We start from the raw sequence: 24,470 nt of genomic DNA on the forward strand, positions 1-24,470 counted from the left end.
GGGTACGCCTAATCCAGATCGAACCGCGCTATGACAGGCACATGATCCGACGGCCTTTCCCAGCCGCGCGCCGGGCGCAGGATCTCGTAGCCTGCGAAATCAGGCACCAGATTTGGCGATGACCAGACATGGTCGAGCCGCCGGCCGCGGTTCGATGCCTCCCAGTCCTGCGCGCGATAGCTCCACCAGGTATAGAGCTTCTGTTCAAGCGGCACGTTGAGCCGCATCAGGTCGACCCAGCCGCCGGCCAGCCGCATCGCCTCGAAATTTTCGGTTTCGACAGGCGTATGGCTGACCACGTTGAGCAATTGCTTGTGCGACCAGACATCGTGCTCGAGCGGCGCGATGTTGAGGTCGCCGACCAGAACCGAGGCGGACACCGCGTCGTGCTCGGCGCGGATGGCATTCATCTCGGCGACGAAATCAAGCTTATGCCTGAACTTCCTGTTGATCTCGGGGTCCGGTTCGTCGCCGCCCGCCGGAACATAGAAATTGTGCAGCAGGATCGCCTTGCCGCCGGCCTGCACCCTCACCGACAGGTGCCGGCTGTCCTCGATCTCGCAGAAGCGGCGCTTCTCGACCATCTCGATCGGCCGCCGCGCCACCGTCGCCACGCCGTGATAGCCCTTCTGGCCATGAAACGTGATGTGCTCGTAGCCGAGCTTGCGGAAGGCCTTTTCGGGGAACAGCTCGTCGGGAACTTTTGTTTCCTGCAGGCAGAGCACATCCGGCGCGTATTCATCGAGCAGGCGCTCGACGATCGGCATGCGCAGGCGAACGGAATTGATGTTCCAGGAGGCAATGGAAAAGGGCATTTGGCGGGTCCGGCGAAAGATCGCCGAACTACTGCCAGCCCCACGCCATAAAGACAAGCATTGCAACAGTTGCAGAAGTCGGCGCCACGCCCGATGGCGACAGCCGGGCGGCGCTGACGCTGCACGAAAAGCTTCCCCAGATCGAGGAAAGCTATCTCGTCTTGGTATTCAGCTCGCGATTGGCTGCATAATCGATGGCGAACGTATCGGCGGCGAAGCTGACGCCTTCCTTGACGTTGAAGATCATCACCGTGGTGTCCTTGCCCTGCGCGTCGGTGATCGTCCACTGGCGCAGTTCGTAGGATTTCGGATCGAACATCATGGTGATCTTCGAATTGCCGAACACCGATTTGTCGGCGAGCTGGATGGTGGTGAGGTCGTCTTCCTGCTTGACGCTTTTGACACGATCGCCGGAGAGGTCGATCCGGTCGTCGAGCAAAAGCTTCAGCGGCGTCTTCGACAGCGGATAGAGATCGGATGTGTTGAGCCTCTTGTTGAGGATGACCACCGACTTGCCATCCGAGATCACCCGGAAATTCGACGCGCCGTCATAGTTGAAGCGGATCTTGCCCGGCCGTTCCAGGAAGAACTTGCCGCCGGTCTGCTCGCCCTTGGGGCCGAACTGCACGAATTCGCCGCTCATCGATTTGACCGAGGAAAAATGATCGGCGATCTTCTGCGCGGCCGGCGGGACGGCCGCCTGTGCCGAGGCCAGCAACTGGAATCCAGGCGCCACATTGAAAGCTGCGGCACCCATAAGCGACAGGCCGAGGCCAAGCAGCTGGCGCCGGCTGGGAGCAAAATCGCTGAGCGCGGAAAGATCATTTTTCATGTCGGTCACTCTCATCTGATTCCTGATTTGCCGCTGTCCTGAACCCCCAGTTGGGCTGAAATTTGGCGCGGCGAACACTGCGCCGTCGCTTGAACGCGCCAGAAGGTTCAAAGTTGCCGCCGCATCCTCACCATCAGAACTTGTCGTCTTCGGTCGGCACCAGGATCTCGCGCTTTCCGGCATGATTGGCCGGGCCGACGATGCCTTCCTTCTCCATTTTCTCGATGATCGAGGCGGCGCGGTTGTAGCCGATGCCGAGCCGCCGCTGGATATAGCTGGTGGAAGCCTTGCCGTCGCGCAGCACCACGGCGACCGCCTGGTCGTATGGGTCGTCGGAATCTTCGAAATTGCCACCGCCGCCGCTGCCGCCGCCTTTGCCGGACGGTTCGTCATCGTCCTCGTCGTCATCCTCGGTGATGGCATCGAGATATTCCGGCACGCCTTGCAGCTTCAGATGCGCGACGATCTTTTCGACCTCTTCGTCGGCGACGAACGGGCCGTGCACGCGCTGGATGCGGCCGCCGCCGGCCATGTAGAGCATGTCGCCCATGCCGAGCAGCTGTTCGGCGCCCTGCTCGCCAAGGATGGTGCGGCTGTCGATCTTCGACGTCACCTGGAAGGAGATGCGCGTCGGGAAGTTGGCCTTGATCGTGCCGGTGATGACGTCGACCGACGGCCGTTGCGTCGCCATGATGACGTGGATGCCGGCGGCGCGCGCCATCTGTGCCAAGCGTTGCACCGCGCCTTCGATGTCCTTGCCGGCGACCATCATCAGGTCGGCCATTTCGTCGATGATGACGACGATATAGGGCATCGGCTCGAGATCGAGATCCTCCGTCTCGTAGATTGCCTCGCCAGTCTGGCGATCGAAGCCGGTCTGCACGGTGCGCGAAATCTTCTCGCCCTTCTTCTCCGCCAGTTGGACGCGTGCGTTGAAGCCGTCGATGTTGCGCACGCCGACCTTGGACATCTTGCGATAGCGGTCTTCCATCTCCCGCACGGTCCATTTCAGCGCCACCACCGCCTTCTTCGGATCGGTGACGACGGGCGTCAGAAGATGCGGGATGCCGTCGTAGACCGAGAGTTCCAGCATCTTCGGATCGATCATGATCAGCCGGCATTCCTGCGGCGTCAGCCGGTAGAGCAGCGACAGGATCATGGTGTTGATGGCGACCGACTTGCCCGAGCCGGTGGTGCCGGCGACCAGCACGTGCGGCATCTTGGCGATATCGACGATGACCGCCTCGCCATTGATGGTCTTGCCTAGCGCCAGCGCCAGCTTGGCTTTGGTGGTCTCGAAATCGCGGCTGGCCATGATCTCTCGGAGATACACAGTCTCGCGCTTGGCGTTCGGCAGTTCGATGCCGATGGCGTTGCGGCCCGGCACCACGGCGACGCGGCAGGCGATCGCGCTCATCGAGCGGGCGATGTCGTCGGAGAGGCCGATGACGCGCGACGATTTGATACCCGGCGCGGGCTCGAGTTCGTAGAGCGTGACCACCGGACCCGGCCGGACATGGATGATCTCGCCCTTGACGCCGAAATCCTCCAGCACGCCTTCGAGCAGGCGGGCGTTCTGCTCGAGCGCATCCTTGGACAGGCTGGGATCGCGCGCCACGTTCTTGGGCTCGGAGAGGAAATGCAGCGACGGCATTTCGAATGTCTCCGAACCGATCAGCGATGTCTGCGCTTCGCGCTGGACGCGGGCGCCTGGCACGGGGCGCGCCGCCGGCGCTTCGACGCGGGTGGCGGCATCGGAGCGGAACTGCTGGACCTTGGCGGTCGGAGCGGCGCGGCGCTGGACGACTGGTTCATCGTCGAAGTCGGCATCTTCCCCGTCAGTGTCGAAGCGATCGCCGAACACGTCGTCATCGGCCGGATCGACGGAAACGCTGCGGTCATTGACCATGGCGGCGAAGAATTCAGGCTCGACGCGGGCGCGGCCATCATGGCTCATCCGCTGCTCGGCGAACTCGGCCGACTCGACCCGTTCGGCGGCGCGGCGCCAGGCGCTGGCGCGCGGCTCCATCTCCGGCCCGTATTCGTCGCGCTCCTGCCTGCGGCGCACGGCGCGGCGGTGCATCCAGGCGCGCAGCGACAGCCACCAATGGGTGATTGCGCCGAGCGCCAATATGCCCTCGTTGCCTTCATCATCGTCATTGTCGAACAACAGGTCGTCCTCGCGCCGCTCGGGCACGGCCGGTTCTTCCATGACGGCGAAGCCATTCTTGCGCCCGATCAGCGCCGAACCGTAGGCAAACAGCCACAGCGCCGGCGCGGCCATCAATATGGCGAGCACGCTGGCGATCAGCCCGGTCGGATAGCCGCCGGTAAGAAGGCCCGGAATCCTGAGCACCATGTCGCCGAACACGCCGCCGAGGCCGGTGGGCAGCGGCCAGGTCTTGGGCGGCACCACGCAGCCGGCGATGGCGGCGGCCAGCAGCGCGAAGCCGAACCAGAACAGCCCGCGCTTGGGAAGCCTGTCGACGCCGCGCGCCGAAAACAGGAGGTACCCCCAGATAACAGCCGGAACCAGCGCCGCGACGGCGGCAAGACCGAAGAACTGCATGGCGAGGTCGGAGAAGACCGCGCCGGCATAACCCATGGCGTTGGTGACGATGTTGTTGGTGGCGTGCGAGAAGCTTGGATCGGCAACGTTCCACGTTGCCAGGCTGGCGACGCCAAAGGCGGTCAGAGCGAACAGCCCGGCGCCCGCGAGCCGGCCGACCTGGCGCCGCGCGAAAGCCTGGATGCCGTGCCCCGTATCGGTCAGCGCGAGCGGTGCTGAAGCCCCTGAACGCATGCATTTCCCCGTCAGTGATTGCCTGGCCCGAGCGCATGGCGCACTCCGGCAGATTCGGAGGCAAGACTAGCGGCGGGAAGGTTAAGGGCGCATTAACCATGGGCGCGGCCGCCGAAGAGGACATCTTCAACTCAGGAAGTTTGCCTGCTCTTGCCGCTTCCCGCGTGCCCGGCTCAAGGCAATCTCACGTCTCTTATTCGCAGAGCTTTTAAAAAGCGACCATGTCTCCCACAGAACTATTCGAACAATTCGCGAAGTGATAGGTGTTTAAAACTCACATATCGTGAAGGCTTACAATGACGCCAAGTTTGTTCTTTATTCAGCTCGCTATCTTGCTGCTGCCCGGCGTCCTTTGGGCAAGGATCGACTCCGCATATGGCAGCAAAAGAGACCAATCCCAATTCGAGTTCGGTATTCGGGCGGTCTTGTTTGGCCTTACCTCGTATGCGGCAACGTACATGTTGTTTCTGTTGCTGAATGCACCTTTTGAAATGATCGACCTTGCCAACGCGGCTGATAAGAATGTCCTTACCCGAGGTATGGTGACCCAGACCCTTTGGGCGATATTGATAGGATTTTCTGCCTCAATCATTTGGCTTTACGCCGTAAATTACAAAATCTTGACCCGCATCCTTCAAGGCGTTCGCGCTACCAAGCGATATGGCGACGAGGACGTTTGGGAATTCACTTTTAATTCGGACTCTGCCGATGTTCAGTTTGTCCACATTCGCGATTTCGCGAATAGGGTCGTCTATTCGGGCTGGGTATCGGTTTTTTCAGAGACCGAGAAACTCCGTGAACTGGTACTGTCCGAAGTTGACATTTACGATTTTGAAGGCAACCTGATATCTTCGCCTCCGAGATTATATATAGCCAGAGCCCCAGAGGGACTCCACATCGAGTTCCCCATCCAACCAATGCGCCCGGAGGCTATTGCTGATGTCACATAGAGCCGTACCGCCAAAGACCTCTGAGAACCGTGCTTACGGCATCAAACTCGAAGAGGGGTACGAGCGCAAAGGCGGTATAAATCCACCGCCTCCGCGCTCCATAGATCGTCCAGCCCCGCCTACGCCCACAAATCCTAAAAGACCGGCTACTAGTGCATCTGGCTGGCCCAAGAAGTGAGCGGTCATACGGCGCCATGTTGACAACAATGGCGGGCACCTTGCCCGCCATCATTCGTTTGTGACAGGAAATCGATCAGGCTTCGGCCCGATCGCGTCCTCGGCTCAGTTGGCGCCGCCAAGCGCCTGGACGTTGGCGCAGAATTCGGCATGCGGCTTGCTCATCGCCGCGTCGTTGCATTCCTTCTTCATGGCTTCGTGCTTCTCCTTCGGCATGGCCATGAAAGCGGTCTTGAATTCCGCCATCGGCTTCATGGTCTTCATGCTGGTATCCGTGAAGAACGGCGCCATGTTGTCGGGCTCATCGAGAGCGCCGGCAAATGCCACGCCGCCGACCATGGAAAGAGCGAGTGCCCCAAGGCAGATGGTCCTGAAGTTCATGAAAACGGTTCCTTCCCTGTTGTTCGTAACGAACGCCGGAATGGCGGTCGTTGCTCACAGTTCGGAACCGATGCGGTGAATGTTTCTTCCCAAAGGCCAATCACGCGAACGTGATTGCCCGACTGCCGGCATTGCCGGAACGTTTTGCCAAAAAAGAGGTCCGGAATGATCCGGGCCTCAATGCGTGAACTCCTTTCGAGAGCATCACGACGGGATCTTTTCAAAGCGATTCCGGGAAAAGTGTGCAGCGGTTTTCCGTTCGGAACTGCGTAGAGATAGGGAGCCGGTGGGAGGAGGGTCCACCGGCCCGTAGGCAGAGCTGGCCTTACGGCACCACTTCGCCATGCTGGGAGATGTCGAGGCCTTCGACCTCTTCCTGGGTGCTCGGACGCAAACCGACCAGCGCCTTGACGATGTAGAGGATCACGAAGGTGGCGATCGCCGTCCACAGGATGGTGAAGACAATGCCGTAGAGCTGCTTGCCGATGGAAGCGCCCGCCCCGAGGCTGTTGATCGCCGGGTCGGCGAGCACGCCGGTCAGCAGAGCGCCGATCACACCGCCGACGCCATGGACGCCGAACGCATCCAGCGAGTCGTCATAGCCGAACATGTGCTTGATCTTGACCGCCGAGATGTAGCAGCCGACGCCGGCGACGATGCCGACGATGAAGGCGCCGGTCGGGTTGACGAAGCCGGAAGCCGGCGTCACCGCGACGAGACCGGCAACGGCGCCCGAGATGATGCCGAGGACCGAGGGTTTCTTGGCGACGATCCATTCGGCGAACATCCAGGCCAGTGCCGCCGCGGCGGTGGCTACCTGGGTGTTGAGCATGGCGGCGCCGGCAAGACCGTCAGCCGCCAGTTCCGAACCGGCGTTGAAGCCGAACCAGCCGACCCACAGCAGCGAAGCGCCGATCACCGAATAGACCAGGTTATGCGGCGCCATGTTGGTGGTGCCGTAGCCTTCGCGCTTGCCGAGAACCAGCGCGCAGACCAGACCCGCGACACCGGCGTTGATGTGGACGACCGTGCCGCCGGCGAAGTCGAGCACACCGGCCGCGCCAAGGAAGCCGCCGCCCCAGACCCAATGCGCGATCGGCGCATAGACGACCAGCAGCCATAGCGCCATGAAGATCAGCAGCGCCGAGAACTTCATGCGCTCGGCGAAGGCGCCGGCGATGAGGGCAGGCGTGATGATGGCGAAGGTCATCTGGAACATCGAGAAGACGAATTCAGGAATGTTCGCCACGCCTGGCGCCCACAGCGTCGAGGTGGTGATGCCCTGATGGAAGAATTTCGAGAAACCGCCGAGATAGGCGTTCATGCCGCCGCCGTCGGAGAAGGCCAGCGAGTAGCCGAACATGAACCACAGCACCGTCACCAGGCAGGTGATGGCAAAGCTCTGCATGACGGTGGCGAGCACGTTCTTGTTGCGCACCATGCCGCCGTAGAACAGCGCCAGGCCCGGGATGGTCATCATCAGCACCAACGCCGTCGAGGTCAGCATCCAGGCGGTGTTGCCGGTGTCGAGCACCGGAGTGGGGGCCGGAGCGGCCGCGGCCGGCGCCGCTTCCTGCGCGAAGGCGGCGACCGTGCCCAACGCTGCGAGAGCGAGCGAGCCCAAAAGGGCGGCGCGTCCCGTCGTCTTCAAGGTGGAAGGAATATTCATTGAACTCTCCATTGGAATACGTGTTCGCCGCTCAAAGCGCGTCGGTGTCTGTTTCGCCGGTGCGGATGCGCACCGCCTGGTCGATGCCGAAGACGAAGATCTTGCCGTCGCCGATCTGGCCGGTCTTGGCGGCAGCGGTGATGGCTTCCACGGCCTTGTCGACCATGTCCGCGCTGACCGCGACCTCGATCTTGATCTTTGGCAGGAAACTGACCGCGTATTCCGCCCCGCGATAGATTTCCGTATGCCCTTTCTGACGCCCGTAGCCTTTGACTTCGGTGACGGTCAGGCCCTGGATGCCGACTGCGGTAAGCGCCTCGCGTACCTCGTCGAGCTTGAACGGCTTGATGATTGCCATCACGATTTTCATAAGGTTTCACCCTTTTGCTGTTGCGGTCCCCCGCGTTTGCACGACTTCACCGATCCCAAGGAGAGCCGGAGAGTGCCCGGCACAATTCAAGCTCCGTGCCAATTGCCGAGGCAGGGTGTTAACTGATTGTAAACAATGGATTTGATGCCGCTGCAGCCATCAGATGTCTGGATCAGCGGCCAGGCAGTTGCCTAAAAAAGATGCAATTTTTAAAAAACGCCCATTTTACGGGCGTCCGGGCTGGGATCTCAAAACGCTCGTGCTCAAACAAGGAGCTGCGGCGAACAATCTCCATCCTGGGCCGCCTCAGCGCCGGAGCCGGATCAGCCCTTCCTGCGCCATCGAGGCGATCAGCGTGCCGTCGCGCGCATAGAGAGTGCCGCGGCTGAAACCACGCGATCCCGAGCTCGACGGGCTGTCCTGCGCATAGAGCAGCCAGCCGTCGAGCGCATGCGGCCGATGGAACCACATGGAGTGGTCAAGGCTGGCCGCCTGGATATCGGGGTCGAACAGCCCGCGCCCATGCGCGAAGGTCGACGTGTCGAGCAGCGTCATGTCCGAGAGATAGGCGAGCAGCGCCGATTGCAGCGCGCGGTCGTCCGGAACCGGTCCGGCAAGGCGGATCCAGACATTCTGCCGGGGCGGCAGCTTATCACGGCTTTCATAGTGCTGGAGATTGACCGGCCTGAGCTCCAGTGGCCGCTCCCGCGCCCAGAAGCGGCGCACCGCCTCCGGTACCCGCTCGGCCTTCTCGAGCAGCTGCCGCTGCGTCTGCAAGCCTTCCGGCGGTGGCACGTCGTCGGGCAGGGCGAACTGATGTTCGAGCCCCTTTTCGTCGACCTGGAACGAGGCTTCCAGCGAAAAGATCGCCTGCCCGTGCTGGATCGCCAGCACGCGGCGGGTGGTGAAGGAGCCACCATCGCGGATGCGGTCGACCTCATAGACGATCGGCACCTTGATATCGCCGGGCCGCATGAAATAGCCGTGCAGCGAATGCACGAACCGGTCGGGCTGTACGGTGCGTTGCGCCGCAACCAGGGCCTGGGCGATGGTCTGGCCGCCGAAAACGCGCTGCCATTCCACCTGGGGGCTGCGACCACGATACAGATTGTGCTCCAGCCTCTCGAGGTCGAGAATGCCGAGAAGCTCGTCCATGGCCGCCGTCATGTTTTGTGACCTCGCCTCAAAATTGCTATGGCGGTTTCCGACAGGAACAACGAGCCGTCAAGGGCGCAGGCCCAGGCTGGCGCGCAAGGAGCAACGACAATGGAACGCAAGACGGACGCCAAGACCAGATCCGGGCTCGATGTTCTCGTCGCTGGCGCAGGCTATGTCGGCCTCGCCGCCGCCGTCTCGCTGAAGCAGGCCCGGCCGGGCCTTGCCGTCGCCCTTGTCGATGCCGCGCCCGCTGGCGCCTGGCAAAGGGATGGCCGCGCTTCCGCCATTGCCGCGGCCGCCTGCCGCATGCTCGACCAACTCGGCGTGTGGGCCGAGATGGCGCCGCAGGCACAGGCGATCACCGAGATGATCATCACCGATTCGCGCAGCGCCGATCCGGTCCGTCCGGTCTTCCTGACGTTCGACGGCGAGGTGGCGCCGGGCGAACCTTTCGCGCATATGGTTGCCAACAAGGTCTTGAACGGCGCCTTGCGGGCCAGCGCCGAAAAACTCGGCATCGACATCATCGAAGGCGTCGCGGTGCAAAGCTTCGAGACCAACGGCACCGGCATCACAATGCATCTTGCCGACGGTGCGACGCTGAAGGCAAGGCTGCTGGTCGCCGCCGACGGCGTCAACTCGAAGCTGCGCGACATGGCCGGCATCAAGACCGTGAAGTGGGAATATGGGCAGTCCGGCATCGTCTGCACCGTGGCGCATGAACGTCCGCACAATGGCCGCGCCGAGGAGCATTTCCTCCCCGCCGGCCCCTTTGCCACGCTGCCGCTCAAACCGGACGATGACGGCACCAACCGCTCGTCGATCGTCTGGGTCGAACGCGCGGAAGATGCGAAAACGCTCGTGGAAGGCGACGATCTCGTCTTCGAGCACGAACTTGAACAGCGCTTCGGCCTGAAGCTCGGCGAGATACGGGTCGCCGACAAACCGCGCGCCTGGCCGCTCGGCCTGACCCTTGCCCGCGCCTTCGTCGCGCCGCGCATCGCGCTTGCCGGCGACGCCGCCCACGGCATCCACCCGATCGCCGGCCAGGGCCTTAACCTCGGCTTCAAGGATGTCGCCGCTTTGGCTGAAGTGATCGTCGAGGCCGACCGGCTCGGCCAGGACATCGGCGCGCTCGACGTGCTCGAACGCTACCAGCAGTGGCGCCGTTTCGACACGGTACAGATGGGCATCACCACCGATGTGCTGAACCGTTTGTTTTCCAACGACATCGGTCCGCTGCGGGCCGCACGCGACATCGGCCTTGGCCTCGTCGAACGGATGCCGAGGCTGAAGGATTTTTTCATCCGGCAGGCGTCTGGACTTTCCGCCGGGACGCCCAGGCTGCTGAAAGGCGAGGCGATCTAAGGCAATCCCGGCCGGGAAGAGCGTGAACGGTTCTCCGTCTAGAGTTACCTAAAAGAACGAGATAACGCGGTTCGGCGTTTGAACGCCCCGAGTGTTGTCGCTCAATTCACTTCGAAGCCGAGCTTCTGCCGCAGCCGCAATATTCTCTGATCGGATATAACAAGGCGTTTCTCTCCGCCCTGGGCCGCGCGATTGACCATCCGCAGGAGATCGTTCCGCTCGGCCACATCGAGACGCTGGCGCAGGAACGGCGCCAGCTTGTCGATGACGACAGTCGTGTCATCGATCTGTGAGGCCGCCCATTTGGCGTAGATCACCGCTTCGTCGGTCTTCTTCTTGTCGGCGATCTCGGAGATCACAGCGCGGATGACGGCTTCGCGCTGTGGCAGGATCGGCCCATCTTCGGAGACGATGGATGCGATCAGCGTCGCAGCGGCCACCACCGGATCGTCGATCGCCGTCAGCGGCGACAGGGCCGCCTGCCTGCGCAGTTTCTTGCGGCGCACGGAGCCCTGGACCCGGCCGATGACGTCGGCGACGTCACGCGCGGCCTCGTTCATGGCCTTCATCCGATACCACCACAACGCCGCCGCTCCCACGATGCCAAGGACAGCAATCAGGAAAGGCATGTCGAAATCCCCCAAAGCCCCGGCGACGATAGGAGAACTCTTGCCGTGCTTCAACACGCAAGAGTTCTCCCGGCGAAGAAACCTCGCCTCGCTCCGTCAGCGCTCCGGCGCGGCGGCGCCGTCGCAAACGGCGAGGCACAAAACACGTCTATGATCCCGGCACGTTGTAGATCGCCCGCACTTCGATGGTGCCGATTTCAGCCAGCGGAATCTCGTCGGCGATCTCCAGCGCCTTGTCGAGATCCTCCGCCTCGATCATGACGAAACCGAGCAACTGCTCCTTGGTCTCGGCGAACGGGCCGTCGGTAACCAGCCTCTTGCCCTTGCGTCTGCGCACGGTTTTCGACGTTTTCACCGATTGCAGCGCCTGCGCGATGATCAGTATCCCGCGTTGGTCCAGTGACCGGTCATGAGCCATCGAATCGGCGTCGAGCTTGGCCAATCGCTCCGGTGTCATCGCATGGAGGTCTTTTTCCTCGCCGTAGACCAGGCAAACATATTTCATGTCTATATCCCTTGTGATGACGAAACATAGGATGAGGCGATCAAGCTGTCAGCCGGGCCTTTGTCCGCATGATCGAGAAGGCATACCGCAATCCCGATGACGACGATCGCCACCAGCAGCCGGCCGAAGCCGGAGGGCGGCAGGTGCGACCAGTCGGTTTCGCGTTCACCGGCCTTTCGGCCGGTGCTTGTCCAATGAGCAGAAAACAGGTTGTTCATACGAGCCTCCATCCGGCCATCACTAGCGTGGCCGCCCGCAGGACGGCCGGGGCGGATCGAAGTCGACATTTTTGCACCCGCATTTTTTTAAAGAAATTGGGGCCGCCGCCGCGACATCATGCGGTTGCCCAAAGAGCGCGGTGGCCTTCGTGTCCGCGCGCGCTATAGTTGACCGGACGCCGGGCTCACCCAGGACAAAGTCACGACAACCAAGGAGGACTTCATGGACCGCACCGCAAATGCCGTCTGGAAAGGCAATTTGAAAGAGGGCAACGGCACGATCGACAGCCAGAGCGGGACGCTGAAGGGCACGCCCTATTCGTTCAAGGCGCGCTTCGAGGACGAGAGCGGCAAATCCGGCACCAATCCGGAAGAGCTGATCGCCGCTGCGCATGCCGGCTGCTACGCCATGCAGCTTTCGCACTTCCTGGCCGAGAACGGCACGCCCGCCACCGAACTCGACGCCAAGGCCGTGGTGACACTGGTTCCCGGCACCGGCATCACCGGCAGCGCCATTACGCTGGTCGGCAAGGTGCCCGGCATCGATGCGGCCAAGTTCAAGGAATTGGCCGAGAAGGCCAAGGCCGAGTGCCCGGTCTCAAAGGCGCTCGGCGCCATCAAGGTGTCGCTCGACGCCAAGCTGGGCTGAAGAGGCCTCTTCAAACGAAAGATTAGGTGCGCGCTTCGCCGGTGAGCGCCTCGATGCGCTCGCGCAGCCAGGCGAGGCGGCCGGCGGGATATGGTGCATGGCGTTAGTCGCGATCTGTGGTGTCCCGCTCAGCAGGTGCATGAAGCGCTCCTCGCGCTGGCCGGGTCCGCGCTCGATCAGCATGACCAGCGGCGGTTTGCGGCCGATCAGCAGGTCGAGATCGGTGCGCAGCGCGTCGATCGACGAAAACCGTGCCATGCGCTCGGCCCGCGCCAGCAGTTCATGCGCCGTCTGCGGTCCGCGCAACAGCATCAGGCCGATCAGCGCGATCTGAGCCGAAGTCAGTGAGAAACGCTGTGCCACCAGATGCTCGTAGCGCTCGACGCGCGAAGCGAAGGCCTGCCGGACCAGACCCTTCTGCTCGAGCTGGCTCAGCGCCCGCCTGACCTCGACAAGCTCGACCGACATCACCGGCTCGCGCGCCGTCTTCTGGTTGGCCGCGGCATGCGCGCCATTGAGCGTCATTGGGTAGACGTCCGGCGTCAGCTCCTTCTTCTCGATCAGGCAGCCGAGCACGCGGGCTTCGATGGGGGAAAGGATAGGAAGGTCATCACTCATTGGATCGGCTACTCAACTCCAAGAAATCGGTTTTCTGCGTACACTGCCGCAATGCCTCAAGGTTACCGAAGCCTTCCGCCCATCGTCAGTTGCCTGTCGCTAAACCCTTCTCTCCACCATCATCTTCTTGATCTCTGCGATCGCCTTTGCCGGATTCAGCCCCTTGGGGCAGGTCTGCGCGCAGTTCATGATGGTGTGGCAACGATAGAGCCGGAACGGGTCTTCGAGATTGTCGAGCCGCTCGCCCTTGGCCTCGTCCCGGGAATCGATCAGCCAGCGATAGGCCTGCAACAGCGTTGCCGGGCCCAGATAGCGGTCGCCGTTCCACCAATAGCTCGGGCACGAGGTGGAGCAGCAGGCGCACAATATGCACTCGTAGAGCCCGTCGAGCTTCTCGCGGTCCTCATGGCTCTGCAGCCACTCCTTGGCCGGCTCCGGCGACACCGTCTTCAGCCACGGCTCGATCGAGGCGTGCTGGGCGTAGAAATTGGTGAGGTCGGGCACCAGGTCCTTGACCACTTGCATATGTGGCAGCGGATAGACCTTGACGGCGCCGGAAATGTCGTCGCAGCCCTTGGTGCAGGCAAGCGTGTTGGAGCCATCGATGTTCATGGCGCAGGAACCGCAAATGCCTTCGCGGCAGGAGCGGCGCAAGGTCAGCGTCGGGTCGATCTTGTTCTTGATCCACAGCAGCGCGTCGAGCACCATCGGCCCGCAATCGTCCATGTCGACGAAATAGGTGTCCATGCGCGGGTTCTCGTCATCGTCCGGCGACCAGCGGTAGATGCGGTATTCGCGCAGGTTGGTGGCGCCGTCCGGCTTCGGCCAGGACTTGCCTTGCTGGATTTTCGAGTTCTTGGGGAGCGTCAGTTCGACCATGTTCGATCCTCAATACACCCGGGCCTTGGGCGCGATCTTGGCGAGGCTGATGCCGCCGTCCTTTTCCGCCAGCTGCGGCTCGGTGTGCACCGGGCGATAGGAGAGCGTCACCTTGCCGTCTTCGCTCACCCTGGCCAGCGTGTGCTTGCGCCAGCCGGCGTCGTCGCGGGCGGAGAAATCTTCGCGCGCATGCGCGCCACGGCTCTCCTTGCGGGCCTCGGCGCTGTAGACCGTGGTGATGGCGTTGGCCATCAGGTTTTCCAGCTCCAGCGTCTCCACCAGGTCGGAGTTCCAGATCATCGAGCGGTCGAAGACCTTTACGTCCTTCAGGTCGGTCCAGATTTCCGAAACGCGCTTGCAGCCGTTTTCCAGCGATTCCTGCGTGCGGAACACCGCCGCGTCGTCCTGCATCGCCTTCTGCATCTTCTCGCGCAGGCTTGCCGTCGGCGTCGAGCCATTGGCGTGGCGCAGCCGGTCGAAGCGGTCCATGATCTTTTCTACCGAGGCTTCGTTGGGTGACGGGATCTGCGATTTGCGGTCGATGACCTGGCCGGCGCGAATCGCCGCCGCGCGGCCGAACACGACGAGATCGATCAGCGAGTTGGAGCCCAGCCGGTTGGCGCCATGCACGGAGGCGCAGCTCGCCTCGCCCACCGCCATCAGCCCTGGCGATACCCGGTCGGGGGCTTCCGGCGTCGGACTGAGCGCCTCGCCCCAATAATTGGTCGGCACGCCGCCCATGTTGTAATGCACCGTCGGCAGCACCGGGATCGGCTCCTTGGTCAGGTCGACGCCGGCGAAGATCTTGGCCGATTCCGAAATGCCGGGCAGCCGCTCGTGCAGCACGGCCGGGTCGAGATGGTCGAGATGCAGGAAGATGTGGTCCTTCTTCGGGCCGACGCCGCGGCCTTCGCGTATTTCCAGCGTCATGCAGCGCGACACCACATCGCGTGAAGCAAGGTCCTTGGCCGACGGCGCATAGCGCTCCATGAAGCGCTCACCCTCGGAATTGACGAGATAGCCGCCCTCGCCGCGCGCGCCTTCGGTAATCAGGCAGCCGGCACCGTAGATGCCGGTCGGGTGGAACTGCACGAACTCCATGTCTTGCAGCGGAAAACCGGCGCGAGCGGCCATCCCGCCGCCGTCGCCGGTGCAGGTATGCGCCGAGGTGGCCGAGAAATAGGCGCGGCCGTAGCCGCCTGTCGCCAGCACCACCATTTTTGCCGAGAAGCGGTGGATGGTGCCGTCATCCAGATTCCAGGCAACGACGCCCGTGCAGGTGCCGTCCGGCTCCATGATCAGGTCGAGCGCGAAATACTCGATGAAGAACTGCGCGTTGTTCTTCAGCGACTGGCCGTAGAGCGTGTGCAGCATGGCGTGGCCGGTCCGGTCGGCGGCGGCGCATGTGCGTTGCACAGGCGGACCCTCGCCGAAATTCATCATCATGCCGCCGAACGGCCGCTGGTAGATCTTGCCCTCTTCGGTGCGCGAGAATGGCACGCCGTAATGTTCGAGTTCGTAGACGGCGGCGGGCGCCTGCTGGACCATGTATTCCTGCGCGTCGATATCGCCCAGCCAGTCCGAACCCTTGACCGTATCGAAGAGATGCCATTGCCAATTATCGGGCCCCATATTCGCAAGCGAAGCGGCGATGCCGCCTTGCGCGGCCACCGTGTGCGAGCGCGTCGGGAACACCTTGGTGATGCAGGCGGTGCGCAGGCCCTGTTCGGCCATGCCAAGCGTGGCACGCAGGCCCGCACCGCCGGCGCCGACGACCACCACGTCGAACTTGTGGTCGACAAAGGTATAGCCCGCCGTGTTGGCTGATTTCGCGTCCTTGGCCAACTCAGCCTCCGAATGCCAGTTTGAGCAGGGCGAAGATCGAGGCGACGCCGACCGCTACCGTGAAAAATGTATTGAGCGCGATCAGCGCCAGCTTCGTGCCTTCGCCGTGCACGTAGTCCTCGATGATCGCCTGCATGCCGATCCGCATATGGGTGAGACCGGAGACCAGCACCAAGGCCAGCACCAGAGCCACCAAGGGATTGGCAAGCGCTGCCCGAACCTGGACGTAGCCGGTGCCGTTGAGCGCGATCAGGAATCCGACGAAGAACAGGATGAGCGGGATGTTGGCGATCGCCGTCAGCCGCTGACGCCAGAAATGTCCGGTCCCTTCGCGGGCGGAGCCCAGGCCGCGAACCTTCGCCAGCGGCGTGCGCATGTCGGTCTTGCCAGCGCTCATGGTCAGGCTCCCCGCGCCATATAGCCGGCGATCCAGATCAGCAGTGTGAGCAGGATCGAGCCGACCAGCGTTGCCCAAGCTATTCTCGAGGCGGTGTGCTTCTCGAGGCCGGCGCCGGTATCCCAGATCAGATGACGCACGCCGCCCAGCATGTGATGCATCAGCGCCCAGGTGTAGCCGAACAGGATAAGCCGGCCGAGCCAGCTGCCGAACGCCCAATTGACCCAATCGAAGGTCGCCTGAGAGCTTGCCGCCGCCATCAGCCAGACGGCGACCAGCAGCGTGCCGAAGTAAAGCGCGCCACCGGTGATGCGATGGATGATCGACATCGTCATCGTGATCGGCGGCCTGTACACGGTGAGGTGCGGCGAAAGCGGCCGTTCACGTCTGGCGAAATCGCGGGTGGCTGGTGATTTGCTCATGGCTCCCCCAGTTCGGCGTCTCCTGCCTCAGGTGGAAATGCGGCATCACCGCTTCCGGTTGCGACTTCGGACAGCCGGTTTCTAATGCTCTTTTTGCACCGCGTCAAAGCCGGAAAACCGTTTCGAAAACGTAATTTAGTCTGACTAAAAGGCAGGCTTGAGCTTCAATCGATTAGCGGCTGGCGGCCCGAAGCCGGCTCGATATCGCTGCAGTGCAGCATGTGCATGGCATCTGCCATTCCGGCCTGGCGGTTCCAGGTAATCGGTGTCGATCCAGCCTCCGTCACCAGCGCTTCGCCGCCATCGATCACAATCGCGTCATGCACTCGCTCGAAACGGCTGTTCTGGTTGGCGGCGGGGCCGGCAGATCCTTGCTGGCGCCCGTCGGGCAAGGGTGGTCGAAAAGGGCTTCCCCAGTCGAATATTAACCATGTTTGTCAAGACATCGCCGGGCGGCGCGCAAGCCTCTTAACAAAGGTTAAGAAAAGGTTAATTTCCGATTCGAGGAGGCATGCATGTCGCCCAAAAAGCAGGGCGGCGGTTTTGGGCCAACGACATGCATCCAACCAGGGACCAGAAACGCGTCGTGACGCGCTTTGGCCTAACACGGAGGACGCCATGCGTTCGAATTCGGGCAGATCGCGCCTTGCGGCGCTCATAGTGGCGGCTTCGGTCGCGGGCCTGGCGGCACCCGCGCTCGCCGGAGCGCGCCATCAGGACCGGGTCTACGCCGATTCTTTCGGCAATCTCGTCATCGACAGCGCCGCCGGCTACAAACGCATCCTCGTCGGCGAAGGCAGGCTGGCCAAGCAGCTGTCCGACTATACCGGTGCCGGCCAGCCCAAGGTGATCTACGAGAACGAAGCCGACGAGATATCGGGTTACGGCGATTGCTACCGCCCGCCGGTGTTCGTCAAGGGGCGCAGCTACATGTACGGGCTTTCCGACGGCGAGATGCCGGACCTCAGTCCCTGCCGCTAGAGCAATTCCAGGAAGTGTGAGACGGTTTTCCCGGGAAAAGCGCGTAGCGCTTTCCCAAGGGAATTGCGTAGAACAAAGAGATGGAGCGGCTCGGCGTTGCCGTGAACAGGTGAAGCGCTCTGGCGCGGTTCAACGTCGAAGGCTTTTCTATCGGGTGTTTGCAGCCGTGATCTCGCGGGCGGCAGGTCCGGTGGAAACGCGAACGCAGTCGCGCCCGCGATTCTTCGCCTGGTAGAGCGCGTCATCCGCGCGCCGCATGAGGTCGGAAAAATTCTCGCCGGCATGGAGTTCGGCGACGCCGAAGCTTGCCGTGCAGCGATTGTCGAGCGGCAGCCCGTCGATGGGCAATGTGCCGAAGGCACTGCGTGTTCCCTCGGCGAACAGCCGGGCGGCGGCAAGGTTGGTTCCCGGCAGGATAATGGCGAACTCTTCGCCACCGATACGGCCCGTGACTTGGTGGCCGGCGGCGGCCTCGCGCAGCAGGCCGGCGAAGGTCTCGATGACCCGGTCGCCGGAGGCATGGCCAAAGCTGTCGTTGACGCTCTTGAAATGATCGAGATCGGCGATGACCAGGGTGACCGGCACGCATTGCCGCGTGGCGCCAAGCATTGCCAGCTCGGCATGGCGCGCGAAACCGCCGCGGTTGAGCAACCCGGAAAGCGTGTCCATCTCCGACTTCGACATCACTTCGGCGAGCACGTCGCGAACCAGTATGGCCAGCATCAGCAGCGCCAGCGCCAGGCCGAAGACGGTGCCCAGCGACTGCGAGACCAGCGCGTAACTGCTTTGCAGATAGGCCTGTGGGTTACCGCCCCAGCCGCCCAGCGCGTGCGCTATGAACGGCTTTGAGGCAAACTGGGCACTGCTGGCGGCCAGCACGGCCATCAAAATGCGGTCGAGCCGGCCGCGCCTTTGCCTGGATGAACAGACGATGGCCAGTCCGACGACCTGCATGGCGGCATAGGGAAGCTGGTAGGCCATCATGCGGGCCAGCGACTGGCGCGGCAGATCCTGCACGAAATAGACTGCAATGGTGGCGGCCAACAGAAAGAACAGCATCGGTGCCCACGGCGGGGCCATGCCGTATTTGCGCGCAAGCCCGCCATTGAAGGCAATTGTGGCGCCAAGGAACACCGCGAAGGCGGCAACGACCACGGGCCGTGCATTGTCGAAAGCTGGAATGCTGAATTCGATGGCGAAATAGGCCATGCCCAGGAGATAGCCGAAGGCCAGCCACCGCGCAGGCACGCGGCTGGCATCCTGGAACGCAACAGCCATGAAGGACGCCGCCAGCAGGCCGGCGACCGACAGGTTGATCAGCAGGATGAAGTTGGCACCGCTCATGTCTTTTCGCACCCCGCGTCTCACCTAACATCGACGGGCGAAAAAGATGTTAACGCCGGCCGCGGTGCGGGATCAGCCGGTCTTGAACGGCTCCGGCACGAACGCCGTTTCCGGCCGTTCGTACGACAGGCGCACGCTGTCGCGGCCGTTCTTCTTGGCCTTGTACAGCGCATCGTCGGCGCGGCGCGTCAATGGCTCCAGCGCCTCGTCGCCGCTGCGGGCCGCAACGCCGAAGCTGGCCGTGACCTTGGTGCCGGCGGGAAGCCCGTCGACGTTGCCGGCCGAATAGAGCGTGCGCACGGCTTCCGCGAACAATCGCGCCGCGGCAAGATCGCTCCAGGGCAGCAGCACCGCAAACTCCTCGCCGCCGATACGCCCGGCGACGCCGCGCGCACCGGCGGCCGATCGGAGCTTGGCGGCGAAGTCGGCGATCACGCGATCGCCCGCTGGGTGCCCGTGCAGGTCGTTGAGCGCCTTGAAATGGTCGAGGTCGGCCAGCACCAGCGCCACCGGGAATTTCGCCGCCGCGCAGCGTTGCAGGAGATGGATCGCGCGCTCCTCGAAACCGCGCCTGTTAAGCAGACCCGAAAGCGGATCGGTATGCGTCTCGGTCTTCAGCGCCTTCATCACATCCAGTGCCGCGGCGGTGAACAGGCAAAGCGCGATCAGCAATGACAGAAGCGCGTGCGACAGCAGCGCCGTCGTCCAGTAGGATGAGCCGTAGAACCCATCGTAGCTGGTGAAGGGTCCGTGCGCGATGACGACGACGAGGGTGCGCACGAAGAAGTTGAGCACCGACAGCAGCGACAGCACGAACAGGATCTTTTCCGTCGGGCCGTTGTCGCGCACCGGTCGCAGTTCGGCGGCGACCAGAAGGCTGAGGCCGCCGAATCCGAAATTCATCGCCAGGATGCGCCAGGTGAGATCGGGTTCGACGAAAAGGAACCAGCAAAATGATGCCAGGCCACCGCCTGCCAACACGCCGATCCCCACATAAGGCACCTTGCGGCCATAGCGGGCAACGATGGCGCTGGACAGGCAACAGCCGGCGATGGTGAAGAAGGTGTTGGACACCAGCTTGGTAAGCGCCATGCCGATGGGCAAGGTGAAATACTGGAACAGAAAACCGAGTGCCGAAACACAGTAGCTGAGCGCCAGCACGGCGAGATACGGGCGATGGCGCTGATGGAACCACAGCACGAGGAACGCCGCGCCGAGCGCCAGCGCGATCGTCGGATTGAGCAGCGCTATCAGCAGACCGGTGTCCAATGGACCGTGACTTCCCCTCGCTTGACGTCAGGGGAGACCTTAGGGCGCAAGCCCAAACAAGCGGTTAAGCACCTCGGGTGCCGCGATATGTTGTCAGGGAACCCGGACCTTCCGCCAGCGTTCCTCAGTGCACAAGCAGGAGCAGCCCATGGCCGACACGATCCCACTGACCGACCACGATGCAATCCGCTCGTGGGTCGCCGCGCGCGCCGGCTTTCCGGCAATTGTCGATGTGTCGCCGGAGGCGGGAACGCAGCCCATGCTGAGGCTGGTCTTCGACCAGCGCGCCTATCAGGATCAGGACGAGCCGGAACGGCCGATCAACGCGGGCGGCTATGAACTCGTGGAATGGGACGAATGGTTCAGGCTCTTTGAAGAGCAGCAGCTGGCGCTGGTGGTCGCGGCCGACCAGCCTGGACGCCGCGAGGATTTCCACGAGCTCGTCCGGCGCGACGACAAGGTTTGACCCGGGCCGCGTGCGGCCCGGGTTCTATTCGACCTTAGAGCAATTCCAGGAAAAGTGTGAAACGATTTTCCGTCCGGAATTGCGTAAAAACAAAGAGTTAGAGCGGTTCGTCGTTTCCGTGAAACGGTGAACCGCTCTAGGTTATTTCCAATCGCGGATGTCGACGAAGTGGCCGGCGATCGCGGCGGCCGCCGCCATTGCCGGCGATACCAGATGGGTGCGGCCCTTGAAGCCTTGCCGGCCCTCGAAATTTCGGTTCGAGGTAGAGGCGCAGCGTTCATGCGGCTTCAGCCGGTCGTCGTTCATGGCCAGGCACATCGAGCAGCCCGGCTCGCGCCAGTCGAAACCGGCGGCGAGGAAGATCTTGTCGAGACCTTCGGCTTCCGCCTGTTCCTTGACCAGGCCGGAACCCGGCACGATCATGGCATCGACATGCGGGCTGACCGTCTTGCCTTCAACCACCTTGGCGACGGCACGCAGATCCTCGATACGGCCATTGGTGCAGGAGCCGATGAAGACGCGGTCGAGCGCGATGTCGGTGATCTTGGTCCCCGGCGTAAGCCCCATATAGTCGAGTGCGCGCTGCTTGGAGGTGCGCTTGTTCTCATCGGCGATGTCGTTCGGGTTCGGCACGATGCCTTGCACCGACACGACATCCTCGGGCGACGAGCCCCAGGACACGATCGGCGGCAATTTCGCCGCGTCGAGCACGATGACCTTGTCGAAATGCGCACCCTCGTCGGACCGCAGCGTCTTCCAGTATTCGAGGGCCGCATCCCAGGCCGCGCCCTTCGGGGCACGCGGCTTATCCTTGACATAGGCGAAGGTGGTCTCGTCGGCGGCGATCAGGCCGGCGCGGGCGCCGCCCTCGATCGACATGTTGCAGATCGTCATGCGGCCTTCCATCGACAGCGAACGGATCGCCTCGCCGGCATATTCGATGACGTAGCCGGTGCCGCCGGCGGTGCCGATCTCGCCGATGATGGCGAGGATGATGTCCTTGGCGGTGACGCCTGCCGGCAGTTGGCCGTCGACGCGCACCAGCATGTTCTTGGCCTTGCGCTGGATCAGCGTCTGGGTCGCCAGCACATGCTCGACCTCCGACGTGCCGATGCCATGCGCCAGCGCGCCGAAGGCGCCGTGCGTCGAGGTGTGGCTGTCGCCGCAGACGATGGTCATGCCGGGCAGCGTGAAGCCCTGCTCCGGTCCGATGATGTGGACGATGCCCTGGCGGATATCGTTCTCGGAATAATATTCGACGCCGAAATCCTTGGCGTTCTTGGCCAGCGCCTCGACCTGGATGCGGCTTTCCTCGTTCTTGATGCCGAATTTGCGTTCGGGCGAGGTCGAGACATTGTGGTCGACCACGGCCAGCGTCTTTTCCGGATGACGAACTTTTCTGCCGCTCAAGCGCAGGCCTTCGAAGGCCTGCGGGCTGGTCACTTCATGGACCAGGTGGCGGTCGATGTAGAGCAAACAGGTGCCGTCGTCCTGGCGGTCGACGACGTGATCGTCGAAAATCTTGTCGTAGAGGGTGCGCGGTGCGCTCATGTGCGTAAATCCGTCGATATGAGAATGGGAAGAACAGAAGCCGGCAATTTCGGGCCGGCGAACGACCTGGATCAGTCGGCCTGGCTAAGTCGGCTGGTCAGCGCACCGGACACCCGCGCGGAGAAGCGCGACGGCAGGCGTTTTCTGTCCTGCAGCACGAACCCCTTGTAAGCCGGATCGCCAAAAAGCTCTTCCATGGCGTGGCTCATACCAATGTTTTGGGTTTTCGGCAATTGCGGTGTGTCTTCGTAGCACTTGGGTACCTCGTCCTCACTTCCACACCTTCAGGGGAGAGGAAGGGTAACAAGGTGGGGGAACTCGCGCCTTCCTCTCCCCCGTCGATCGGGGGAGAGGTGTGGAGCGAAGCAAGACCGAGTGGGGGTGGATCTTTTAACCAAGTTTTAGTACACCAGAGTGACACAACCGGCGGGGGGTTGGATGGTGGTTGGCGTCTTTGCGGCGGCGCGTCAGGCGAATGGCTTCCCCCACTCCGTCGCTGCTGCGCAGCGCCACCTCTCCCCCCCTCCGGAGGGAGAGGAAGGGCGCCAAGCTTGGCGGACTCGCGGCTCAGATTACCTCGAACACGAACGTCTTCACCAGAGCGTCGGGTTCGGCGATCGCATAACAGCGGAACCATGGGCTTTCCTCGACCGACCGCCATTTCTTCGCCTGCTCCAGTTCATCGAACACGGCCTGAAATCCGCCGCTTTCGAAAACCTGGTCGCGCACGGTAAAAATGGCATGGCCGCCCTTCCTGGTGATGCGCACCAACTCGTGCAGGCTAGAAGCCGGCGCATGGCTGATGGTGAACACGCCGGTCGAGAAGAAGGCACGGAAATGGCCGTCCGGCCACGGCAGCGGCCGGCCCAGCATCGCCTGTTTCAGGTCGTTATAGGCGTTTCGGCTACCGGCGATCTTCAGCATGTCGCCCGAGAGATCGAGCCCAGCGATGTCGCCATAGCCCAGCGCTTTCAACGACGGGCCCGACAGGCCGGTGCCGCAGCCGGCGTCGAGCAACGGTCCGTCGCCCGCCGGCACATGGCGCGCCACCCAGGCGGTGATCAGGAACGGCAAGAGATAACCAAGCGAGGCGGTCTCGCCGTCATAGGTCGCGGCCCACGCGGCGTAAGCATCCGCCAGCGCTTCCGGCGTGTCGGCGCCATAGACGGAATCCAGCGCCGCATTGGCTTTGTCGATGATCATGAACCGACCCTCCGAGACTGTGTTGCAATCGTAACGCTGTCTGCGACTCAGGGCTATTCCTGGTGCTGATTTCGCAGCCTCCGCTCCAACGCCCTGAGCGCCAGCGATAGGCCGACCGTCAGGATGAGGTAGATGTAGGCGACGATCGAATAGGTCTCGAAGAAGCGGAACGAGCCGGCGGCATAGACCTTGCCCATCTGGGTGATGTCGGCGACGCCAAGCACCGAGACCAGCGAGGAATCCTTGACCAGGGCGACGAAATCATTGCCGAGCGGCGGCAGGATGGTGCGGATCGCCTGAGGGAAGACGACCAGCCGGAAGCGCTGCGCGCGCGTCAGCCCGAGCGCCTTCGCTGCTTCGATCTGGCCCTTCTCCACCGCCTGGATCCCAGCCCGGAAAACCTCGGAGATGAAAGCCGAATAGCCGATGGTCAGCGCCATGATGGCGCGCCACAACAGCGAGACATCGCGCACCAGAAGTTCGCCGAGATAGCCTGCACTTTGCAGCGGCGCGGTCAGTGCGTTCCACGCTGCCACGAAAGCCGGTGCGCCGACGAAAGCGATCCAGAACAACAGCACCAGGATGGGCACGCCGCGGATGATCTCGACATAGAAACGGGCGATCTGCCGCAGCCAGCGCGAGCCCGACAGTCCCATCAGCGCGACGCCGAGACCCATCATCGACGCCAGCGCGAAGGCGATCATCGTGACGAAGATGGTGATGCCGATCCCCTTGGCGACGGTGGCGAAGACCTGGGCATAGAGATCGCTGGCCGCGATCGAGAGCGCGGCGACCAAGGCAAGGACAAAGGCGGCGGCCAGCCACCACGGGAAGTCGGGTTTGGCGGAGGACGGCGGGGGTGCCATCAGGCGTGGCCGGCCAGGTAGGTAGTGCGCAAGGCGGGCGCCAAGGCGTTCAAGCGCAAAGTCAGCGTGACTTCGCGCGCATCACCCCACATCGGCATCAAGACG

Annotated in this window: 27 protein-coding genes; 5 read left to right on the forward strand and 22 right to left on the reverse strand. The window is 62.8% G+C overall.

The genetic code is table 11. The features are described from left to right. Positions 1-8 precede the first annotated feature (8 nt). The 3 genes from NKI49_RS16500 to NKI49_RS16510 form a co-directional block, all read right to left on the reverse strand. Positions 9-815 carry an exodeoxyribonuclease III gene (locus NKI49_RS16500; protein WP_352602908.1) on the reverse strand — a complete coding sequence of 269 codons (807 nt, stop codon included), beginning with the start codon at positions 813-815 and terminating at the stop codon, positions 9-11. A 151-nt stretch (positions 816-966) separates the two neighbouring features. After that, positions 967-1,647 carry an outer membrane lipoprotein carrier protein LolA gene (locus tag NKI49_RS16505; protein ID WP_352603064.1) on the reverse strand — a complete coding sequence of 227 codons (681 nt, stop codon included), beginning with the start codon at positions 1,645-1,647 and terminating at the stop codon, positions 967-969. A 133-nt stretch (positions 1,648-1,780) separates the two neighbouring features. Then, complete coding sequence (locus tag NKI49_RS16510) at positions 1,781-4,450, reverse strand: DNA translocase FtsK (RefSeq protein ID WP_352602910.1); 2,670 nt, start codon at positions 4,448-4,450, stop codon at positions 1,781-1,783. 296 nt (positions 4,451-4,746) lie between these two features. Between NKI49_RS16510 and NKI49_RS16515 the strand changes: the two genes are divergently transcribed. After that, a complete protein-coding gene (locus NKI49_RS16515; protein ID WP_352602912.1) occupies positions 4,747-5,400 on the forward strand; it encodes a DUF6338 family protein in 654 nt (217 codons plus the stop codon). Between the two features lie 282 nt (positions 5,401-5,682). Here the strand turns inward: NKI49_RS16515 and NKI49_RS16520 are convergent, their stop codons facing one another. The 4 genes from NKI49_RS16520 to tesB all read right to left on the reverse strand — a co-directional run bounded on the left by NKI49_RS16520 (position 5,683) and on the right by tesB (position 9,164). After that, positions 5,683-5,958 (reverse strand): hypothetical protein, encoded by a 276-nt coding sequence (locus NKI49_RS16520; RefSeq protein ID WP_352602914.1) that lies wholly within the window; start codon positions 5,956-5,958, stop codon positions 5,683-5,685. 325 nt (positions 5,959-6,283) lie between these two features. Next, positions 6,284-7,609, reverse strand: a complete 1,326-nt coding sequence (locus NKI49_RS16525; RefSeq protein ID WP_502899524.1) for an ammonium transporter — start codon at positions 7,607-7,609, stop codon at positions 6,284-6,286. A gap of 49 nt (positions 7,610-7,658) precedes the next feature. Beyond that, positions 7,659-7,997 (reverse strand): P-II family nitrogen regulator, encoded by a 339-nt coding sequence (locus NKI49_RS16530; protein ID WP_013528889.1) that lies wholly within the window; start codon positions 7,995-7,997, stop codon positions 7,659-7,661. 306 nt (positions 7,998-8,303) lie between these two features. Continuing rightward, positions 8,304-9,164, reverse strand: a complete 861-nt coding sequence (gene tesB / locus NKI49_RS16535) for an acyl-CoA thioesterase II (RefSeq protein WP_352602919.1) — start codon at positions 9,162-9,164, stop codon at positions 8,304-8,306. A gap of 99 nt (positions 9,165-9,263) precedes the next feature. Between tesB and NKI49_RS16540 the strand changes: the two genes are divergently transcribed. Beyond that, the gene (locus tag NKI49_RS16540; protein WP_352602921.1) at positions 9,264-10,523 is read left to right on the forward strand and encodes a ubiquinone biosynthesis hydroxylase; all 1,260 of its coding nucleotides are present in this window, start codon (positions 9,264-9,266) and stop codon (positions 10,521-10,523) included. Between the two features lie 101 nt (positions 10,524-10,624). Here NKI49_RS16540 and NKI49_RS16545 read toward each other — a convergent pair whose 3' ends face one another. The 3 genes from NKI49_RS16545 to NKI49_RS16555 all read right to left on the reverse strand — a co-directional run bounded on the left by NKI49_RS16545 (position 10,625) and on the right by NKI49_RS16555 (position 11,875). Continuing rightward, a complete protein-coding gene (locus NKI49_RS16545; protein WP_352603066.1) occupies positions 10,625-11,152 on the reverse strand; it encodes a hypothetical protein in 528 nt (175 codons plus the stop codon). 148 nt (positions 11,153-11,300) lie between these two features. Beyond that, positions 11,301-11,657 (reverse strand): YciI family protein, encoded by a 357-nt coding sequence (locus NKI49_RS16550; protein ID WP_352602923.1) that lies wholly within the window; start codon positions 11,655-11,657, stop codon positions 11,301-11,303. 2 nt (positions 11,658-11,659) lie between these two features. Next, positions 11,660-11,875: a hypothetical protein gene (locus NKI49_RS16555; RefSeq protein WP_352602925.1), complete on the reverse strand. Its 216-nt coding sequence runs from the start codon at positions 11,873-11,875 to the stop codon at positions 11,660-11,662. Between the two features lie 223 nt (positions 11,876-12,098). Between NKI49_RS16555 and NKI49_RS16560 the strand changes: the two genes are divergently transcribed. Then, entirely contained in the window at positions 12,099-12,524 is a 426-nt protein-coding gene (locus NKI49_RS16560) for an OsmC family protein (RefSeq protein ID WP_352602927.1), read from the forward strand. Here the strand turns inward: NKI49_RS16560 and NKI49_RS16565 are convergent. The 6 genes from NKI49_RS16565 to NKI49_RS16590 all read right to left on the reverse strand — a co-directional run bounded on the left by NKI49_RS16565 (position 12,474) and on the right by NKI49_RS16590 (position 17,077). Further along, positions 12,474-13,142 carry a YceH family protein gene (locus NKI49_RS16565; RefSeq protein WP_352602929.1) on the reverse strand — a complete coding sequence of 223 codons (669 nt, stop codon included), beginning with the start codon at positions 13,140-13,142 and terminating at the stop codon, positions 12,474-12,476. The genes NKI49_RS16560 and NKI49_RS16565 overlap by 51 nt on opposite strands. Positions 13,143-13,241: 99 nt before the next feature. Continuing rightward, a complete protein-coding gene (locus NKI49_RS16570; protein WP_352602931.1) occupies positions 13,242-14,021 on the reverse strand; it encodes a succinate dehydrogenase iron-sulfur subunit in 780 nt (259 codons plus the stop codon). A 9-nt stretch (positions 14,022-14,030) separates the two neighbouring features. Beyond that, the gene (gene sdhA, locus NKI49_RS16575) at positions 14,031-15,866 is read right to left on the reverse strand and encodes a succinate dehydrogenase flavoprotein subunit (protein WP_352602933.1); all 1,836 of its coding nucleotides are present in this window, start codon (positions 15,864-15,866) and stop codon (positions 14,031-14,033) included. A gap of 1 nt (position 15,867) precedes the next feature. Beyond that, positions 15,868-16,263, reverse strand: coding sequence for a succinate dehydrogenase, hydrophobic membrane anchor protein (gene sdhD, locus NKI49_RS16580; protein WP_352602935.1), 396 nt, complete (start codon positions 16,261-16,263; stop codon positions 15,868-15,870). A 2-nt stretch (positions 16,264-16,265) separates the two neighbouring features. After that, positions 16,266-16,685: a succinate dehydrogenase, cytochrome b556 subunit gene (gene sdhC, locus NKI49_RS16585; protein WP_352602937.1), complete on the reverse strand. Its 420-nt coding sequence runs from the start codon at positions 16,683-16,685 to the stop codon at positions 16,266-16,268. Between the two features lie 164 nt (positions 16,686-16,849). Beyond that, the gene (locus NKI49_RS16590) at positions 16,850-17,077 is read right to left on the reverse strand and encodes a hypothetical protein (protein WP_352695686.1); all 228 of its coding nucleotides are present in this window, start codon (positions 17,075-17,077) and stop codon (positions 16,850-16,852) included. Between the two features lie 226 nt (positions 17,078-17,303). On the opposite strand from NKI49_RS16590, the gene NKI49_RS16595 reads away from it, so the two are divergent. Continuing rightward, positions 17,304-17,666 (forward strand): hypothetical protein, encoded by a 363-nt coding sequence (locus NKI49_RS16595; protein ID WP_352602941.1) that lies wholly within the window; start codon positions 17,304-17,306, stop codon positions 17,664-17,666. A 147-nt stretch (positions 17,667-17,813) separates the two neighbouring features. Here the strand turns inward: NKI49_RS16595 and NKI49_RS16600 are convergent, their stop codons facing one another. Continuing rightward, the gene (locus NKI49_RS16600) at positions 17,814-19,010 is read right to left on the reverse strand and encodes a GGDEF domain-containing protein (protein WP_352602943.1); all 1,197 of its coding nucleotides are present in this window, start codon (positions 19,008-19,010) and stop codon (positions 17,814-17,816) included. A gap of 72 nt (positions 19,011-19,082) precedes the next feature. Beyond that, the gene (locus NKI49_RS16605; RefSeq protein ID WP_352602945.1) at positions 19,083-20,279 is read right to left on the reverse strand and encodes a GGDEF domain-containing protein; all 1,197 of its coding nucleotides are present in this window, start codon (positions 20,277-20,279) and stop codon (positions 19,083-19,085) included. Positions 20,280-20,427: 148 nt separating this feature from the next. Here NKI49_RS16605 and NKI49_RS16610 point away from each other — a divergent pair, with 148 nt between their 5' ends. After that, the gene (locus NKI49_RS16610) at positions 20,428-20,745 is read left to right on the forward strand and encodes a hypothetical protein (protein WP_352602947.1); all 318 of its coding nucleotides are present in this window, start codon (positions 20,428-20,430) and stop codon (positions 20,743-20,745) included. 141 nt (positions 20,746-20,886) lie between these two features. Here NKI49_RS16610 and leuC read toward each other — a convergent pair whose 3' ends face one another. The 4 genes from leuC to NKI49_RS16630 all read right to left on the reverse strand — a co-directional run bounded on the left by leuC (position 20,887) and on the right by NKI49_RS16630 (position 24,365). After that, positions 20,887-22,296 carry a 3-isopropylmalate dehydratase large subunit gene (leuC, locus tag NKI49_RS16615; RefSeq protein ID WP_027025591.1) on the reverse strand — a complete coding sequence of 470 codons (1,410 nt, stop codon included), beginning with the start codon at positions 22,294-22,296 and terminating at the stop codon, positions 20,887-20,889. Positions 22,297-22,367: 71 nt separating this feature from the next. Further along, positions 22,368-22,493 (reverse strand): hypothetical protein, encoded by a 126-nt coding sequence (locus tag NKI49_RS16620; RefSeq protein WP_352602949.1) that lies wholly within the window; start codon positions 22,491-22,493, stop codon positions 22,368-22,370. A 370-nt stretch (positions 22,494-22,863) separates the two neighbouring features. Continuing rightward, positions 22,864-23,499 (reverse strand): class I SAM-dependent DNA methyltransferase, encoded by a 636-nt coding sequence (locus tag NKI49_RS16625; protein WP_352602951.1) that lies wholly within the window; start codon positions 23,497-23,499, stop codon positions 22,864-22,866. A 53-nt stretch (positions 23,500-23,552) separates the two neighbouring features. Next, positions 23,553-24,365, reverse strand: coding sequence for an amino acid ABC transporter permease (locus NKI49_RS16630; RefSeq protein ID WP_352602953.1), 813 nt, complete (start codon positions 24,363-24,365; stop codon positions 23,553-23,555). Positions 24,366-24,470: the final 105 nt, after the last annotated feature.

It is taken from the genome of Mesorhizobium sp. M0587 (assembly GCF_040320945.1).
In the GTDB taxonomy this organism is placed as follows: Bacteria; Pseudomonadota; Alphaproteobacteria; order Rhizobiales; family Rhizobiaceae; genus Mesorhizobium.

Excerpts from the sequence above, each read along its gene's own strand:
- NKI49_RS16565 (WP_352602929.1), bottom strand. The coding sequence starts at position 13,142 with ATGAGTGATGACCTTCCTATCCTTTCCCCCATCGAAGCCCGCGTGCTC.
- tesB (WP_352602919.1), bottom strand. The coding sequence starts at position 9,164 with ATGACGGCGGCCATGGACGAGCTTCTCGGCATTCTCGACCTCGAGAGG.
- NKI49_RS16545 (WP_352603066.1), bottom strand. The coding sequence starts at position 11,152 with ATGCCTTTCCTGATTGCTGTCCTTGGCATCGTGGGAGCGGCGGCGTTG.
- sdhC (WP_352602937.1), bottom strand. The coding sequence starts at position 16,685 with ATGAGCAAATCACCAGCCACCCGCGATTTCGCCAGACGTGAACGGCCG.
- NKI49_RS16620 (WP_352602949.1), bottom strand. The coding sequence starts at position 22,493 with ATGGAAGAGCTTTTTGGCGATCCGGCTTACAAGGGGTTCGTGCTGCAG.
- sdhD (WP_352602935.1), bottom strand. The coding sequence starts at position 16,263 with ATGAGCGCTGGCAAGACCGACATGCGCACGCCGCTGGCGAAGGTTCGC.
- NKI49_RS16520 (WP_352602914.1), bottom strand. The coding sequence starts at position 5,958 with ATGAACTTCAGGACCATCTGCCTTGGGGCACTCGCTCTTTCCATGGTC.
- NKI49_RS16630 (WP_352602953.1), bottom strand. The coding sequence starts at position 24,365 with ATGGCACCCCCGCCGTCCTCCGCCAAACCCGACTTCCCGTGGTGGCTG.
- NKI49_RS16540 (WP_352602921.1), top strand. The coding sequence starts at position 9,264 with ATGGAACGCAAGACGGACGCCAAGACCAGATCCGGGCTCGATGTTCTC.
- NKI49_RS16500 (WP_352602908.1), bottom strand. The coding sequence starts at position 815 with ATGCCCTTTTCCATTGCCTCCTGGAACATCAATTCCGTTCGCCTGCGC.
- NKI49_RS16515 (WP_352602912.1), top strand. The coding sequence starts at position 4,747 with ATGACGCCAAGTTTGTTCTTTATTCAGCTCGCTATCTTGCTGCTGCCC.
- NKI49_RS16505 (WP_352603064.1), bottom strand. The coding sequence starts at position 1,647 with ATGAAAAATGATCTTTCCGCGCTCAGCGATTTTGCTCCCAGCCGGCGC.
- NKI49_RS16595 (WP_352602941.1), top strand. The coding sequence starts at position 17,304 with ATGCGTTCGAATTCGGGCAGATCGCGCCTTGCGGCGCTCATAGTGGCG.
- NKI49_RS16550 (WP_352602923.1), bottom strand. The coding sequence starts at position 11,657 with ATGAAATATGTTTGCCTGGTCTACGGCGAGGAAAAAGACCTCCATGCG.
- NKI49_RS16625 (WP_352602951.1), bottom strand. The coding sequence starts at position 23,499 with ATGATCATCGACAAAGCCAATGCGGCGCTGGATTCCGTCTATGGCGCC.
- NKI49_RS16530 (WP_013528889.1), bottom strand. The coding sequence starts at position 7,997 with ATGAAAATCGTGATGGCAATCATCAAGCCGTTCAAGCTCGACGAGGTA.
- NKI49_RS16510 (WP_352602910.1), bottom strand. The coding sequence starts at position 4,450 with ATGCGTTCAGGGGCTTCAGCACCGCTCGCGCTGACCGATACGGGGCAC.
- NKI49_RS16560 (WP_352602927.1), top strand. The coding sequence starts at position 12,099 with ATGGACCGCACCGCAAATGCCGTCTGGAAAGGCAATTTGAAAGAGGGC.
- NKI49_RS16555 (WP_352602925.1), bottom strand. The coding sequence starts at position 11,875 with ATGAACAACCTGTTTTCTGCTCATTGGACAAGCACCGGCCGAAAGGCC.
- leuC (WP_027025591.1), bottom strand. The coding sequence starts at position 22,296 with ATGAGCGCACCGCGCACCCTCTACGACAAGATTTTCGACGATCACGTC.
- NKI49_RS16570 (WP_352602931.1), bottom strand. The coding sequence starts at position 14,021 with ATGGTCGAACTGACGCTCCCCAAGAACTCGAAAATCCAGCAAGGCAAG.
- NKI49_RS16600 (WP_352602943.1), bottom strand. The coding sequence starts at position 19,010 with ATGAGCGGTGCCAACTTCATCCTGCTGATCAACCTGTCGGTCGCCGGC.
- NKI49_RS16610 (WP_352602947.1), top strand. The coding sequence starts at position 20,428 with ATGGCCGACACGATCCCACTGACCGACCACGATGCAATCCGCTCGTGG.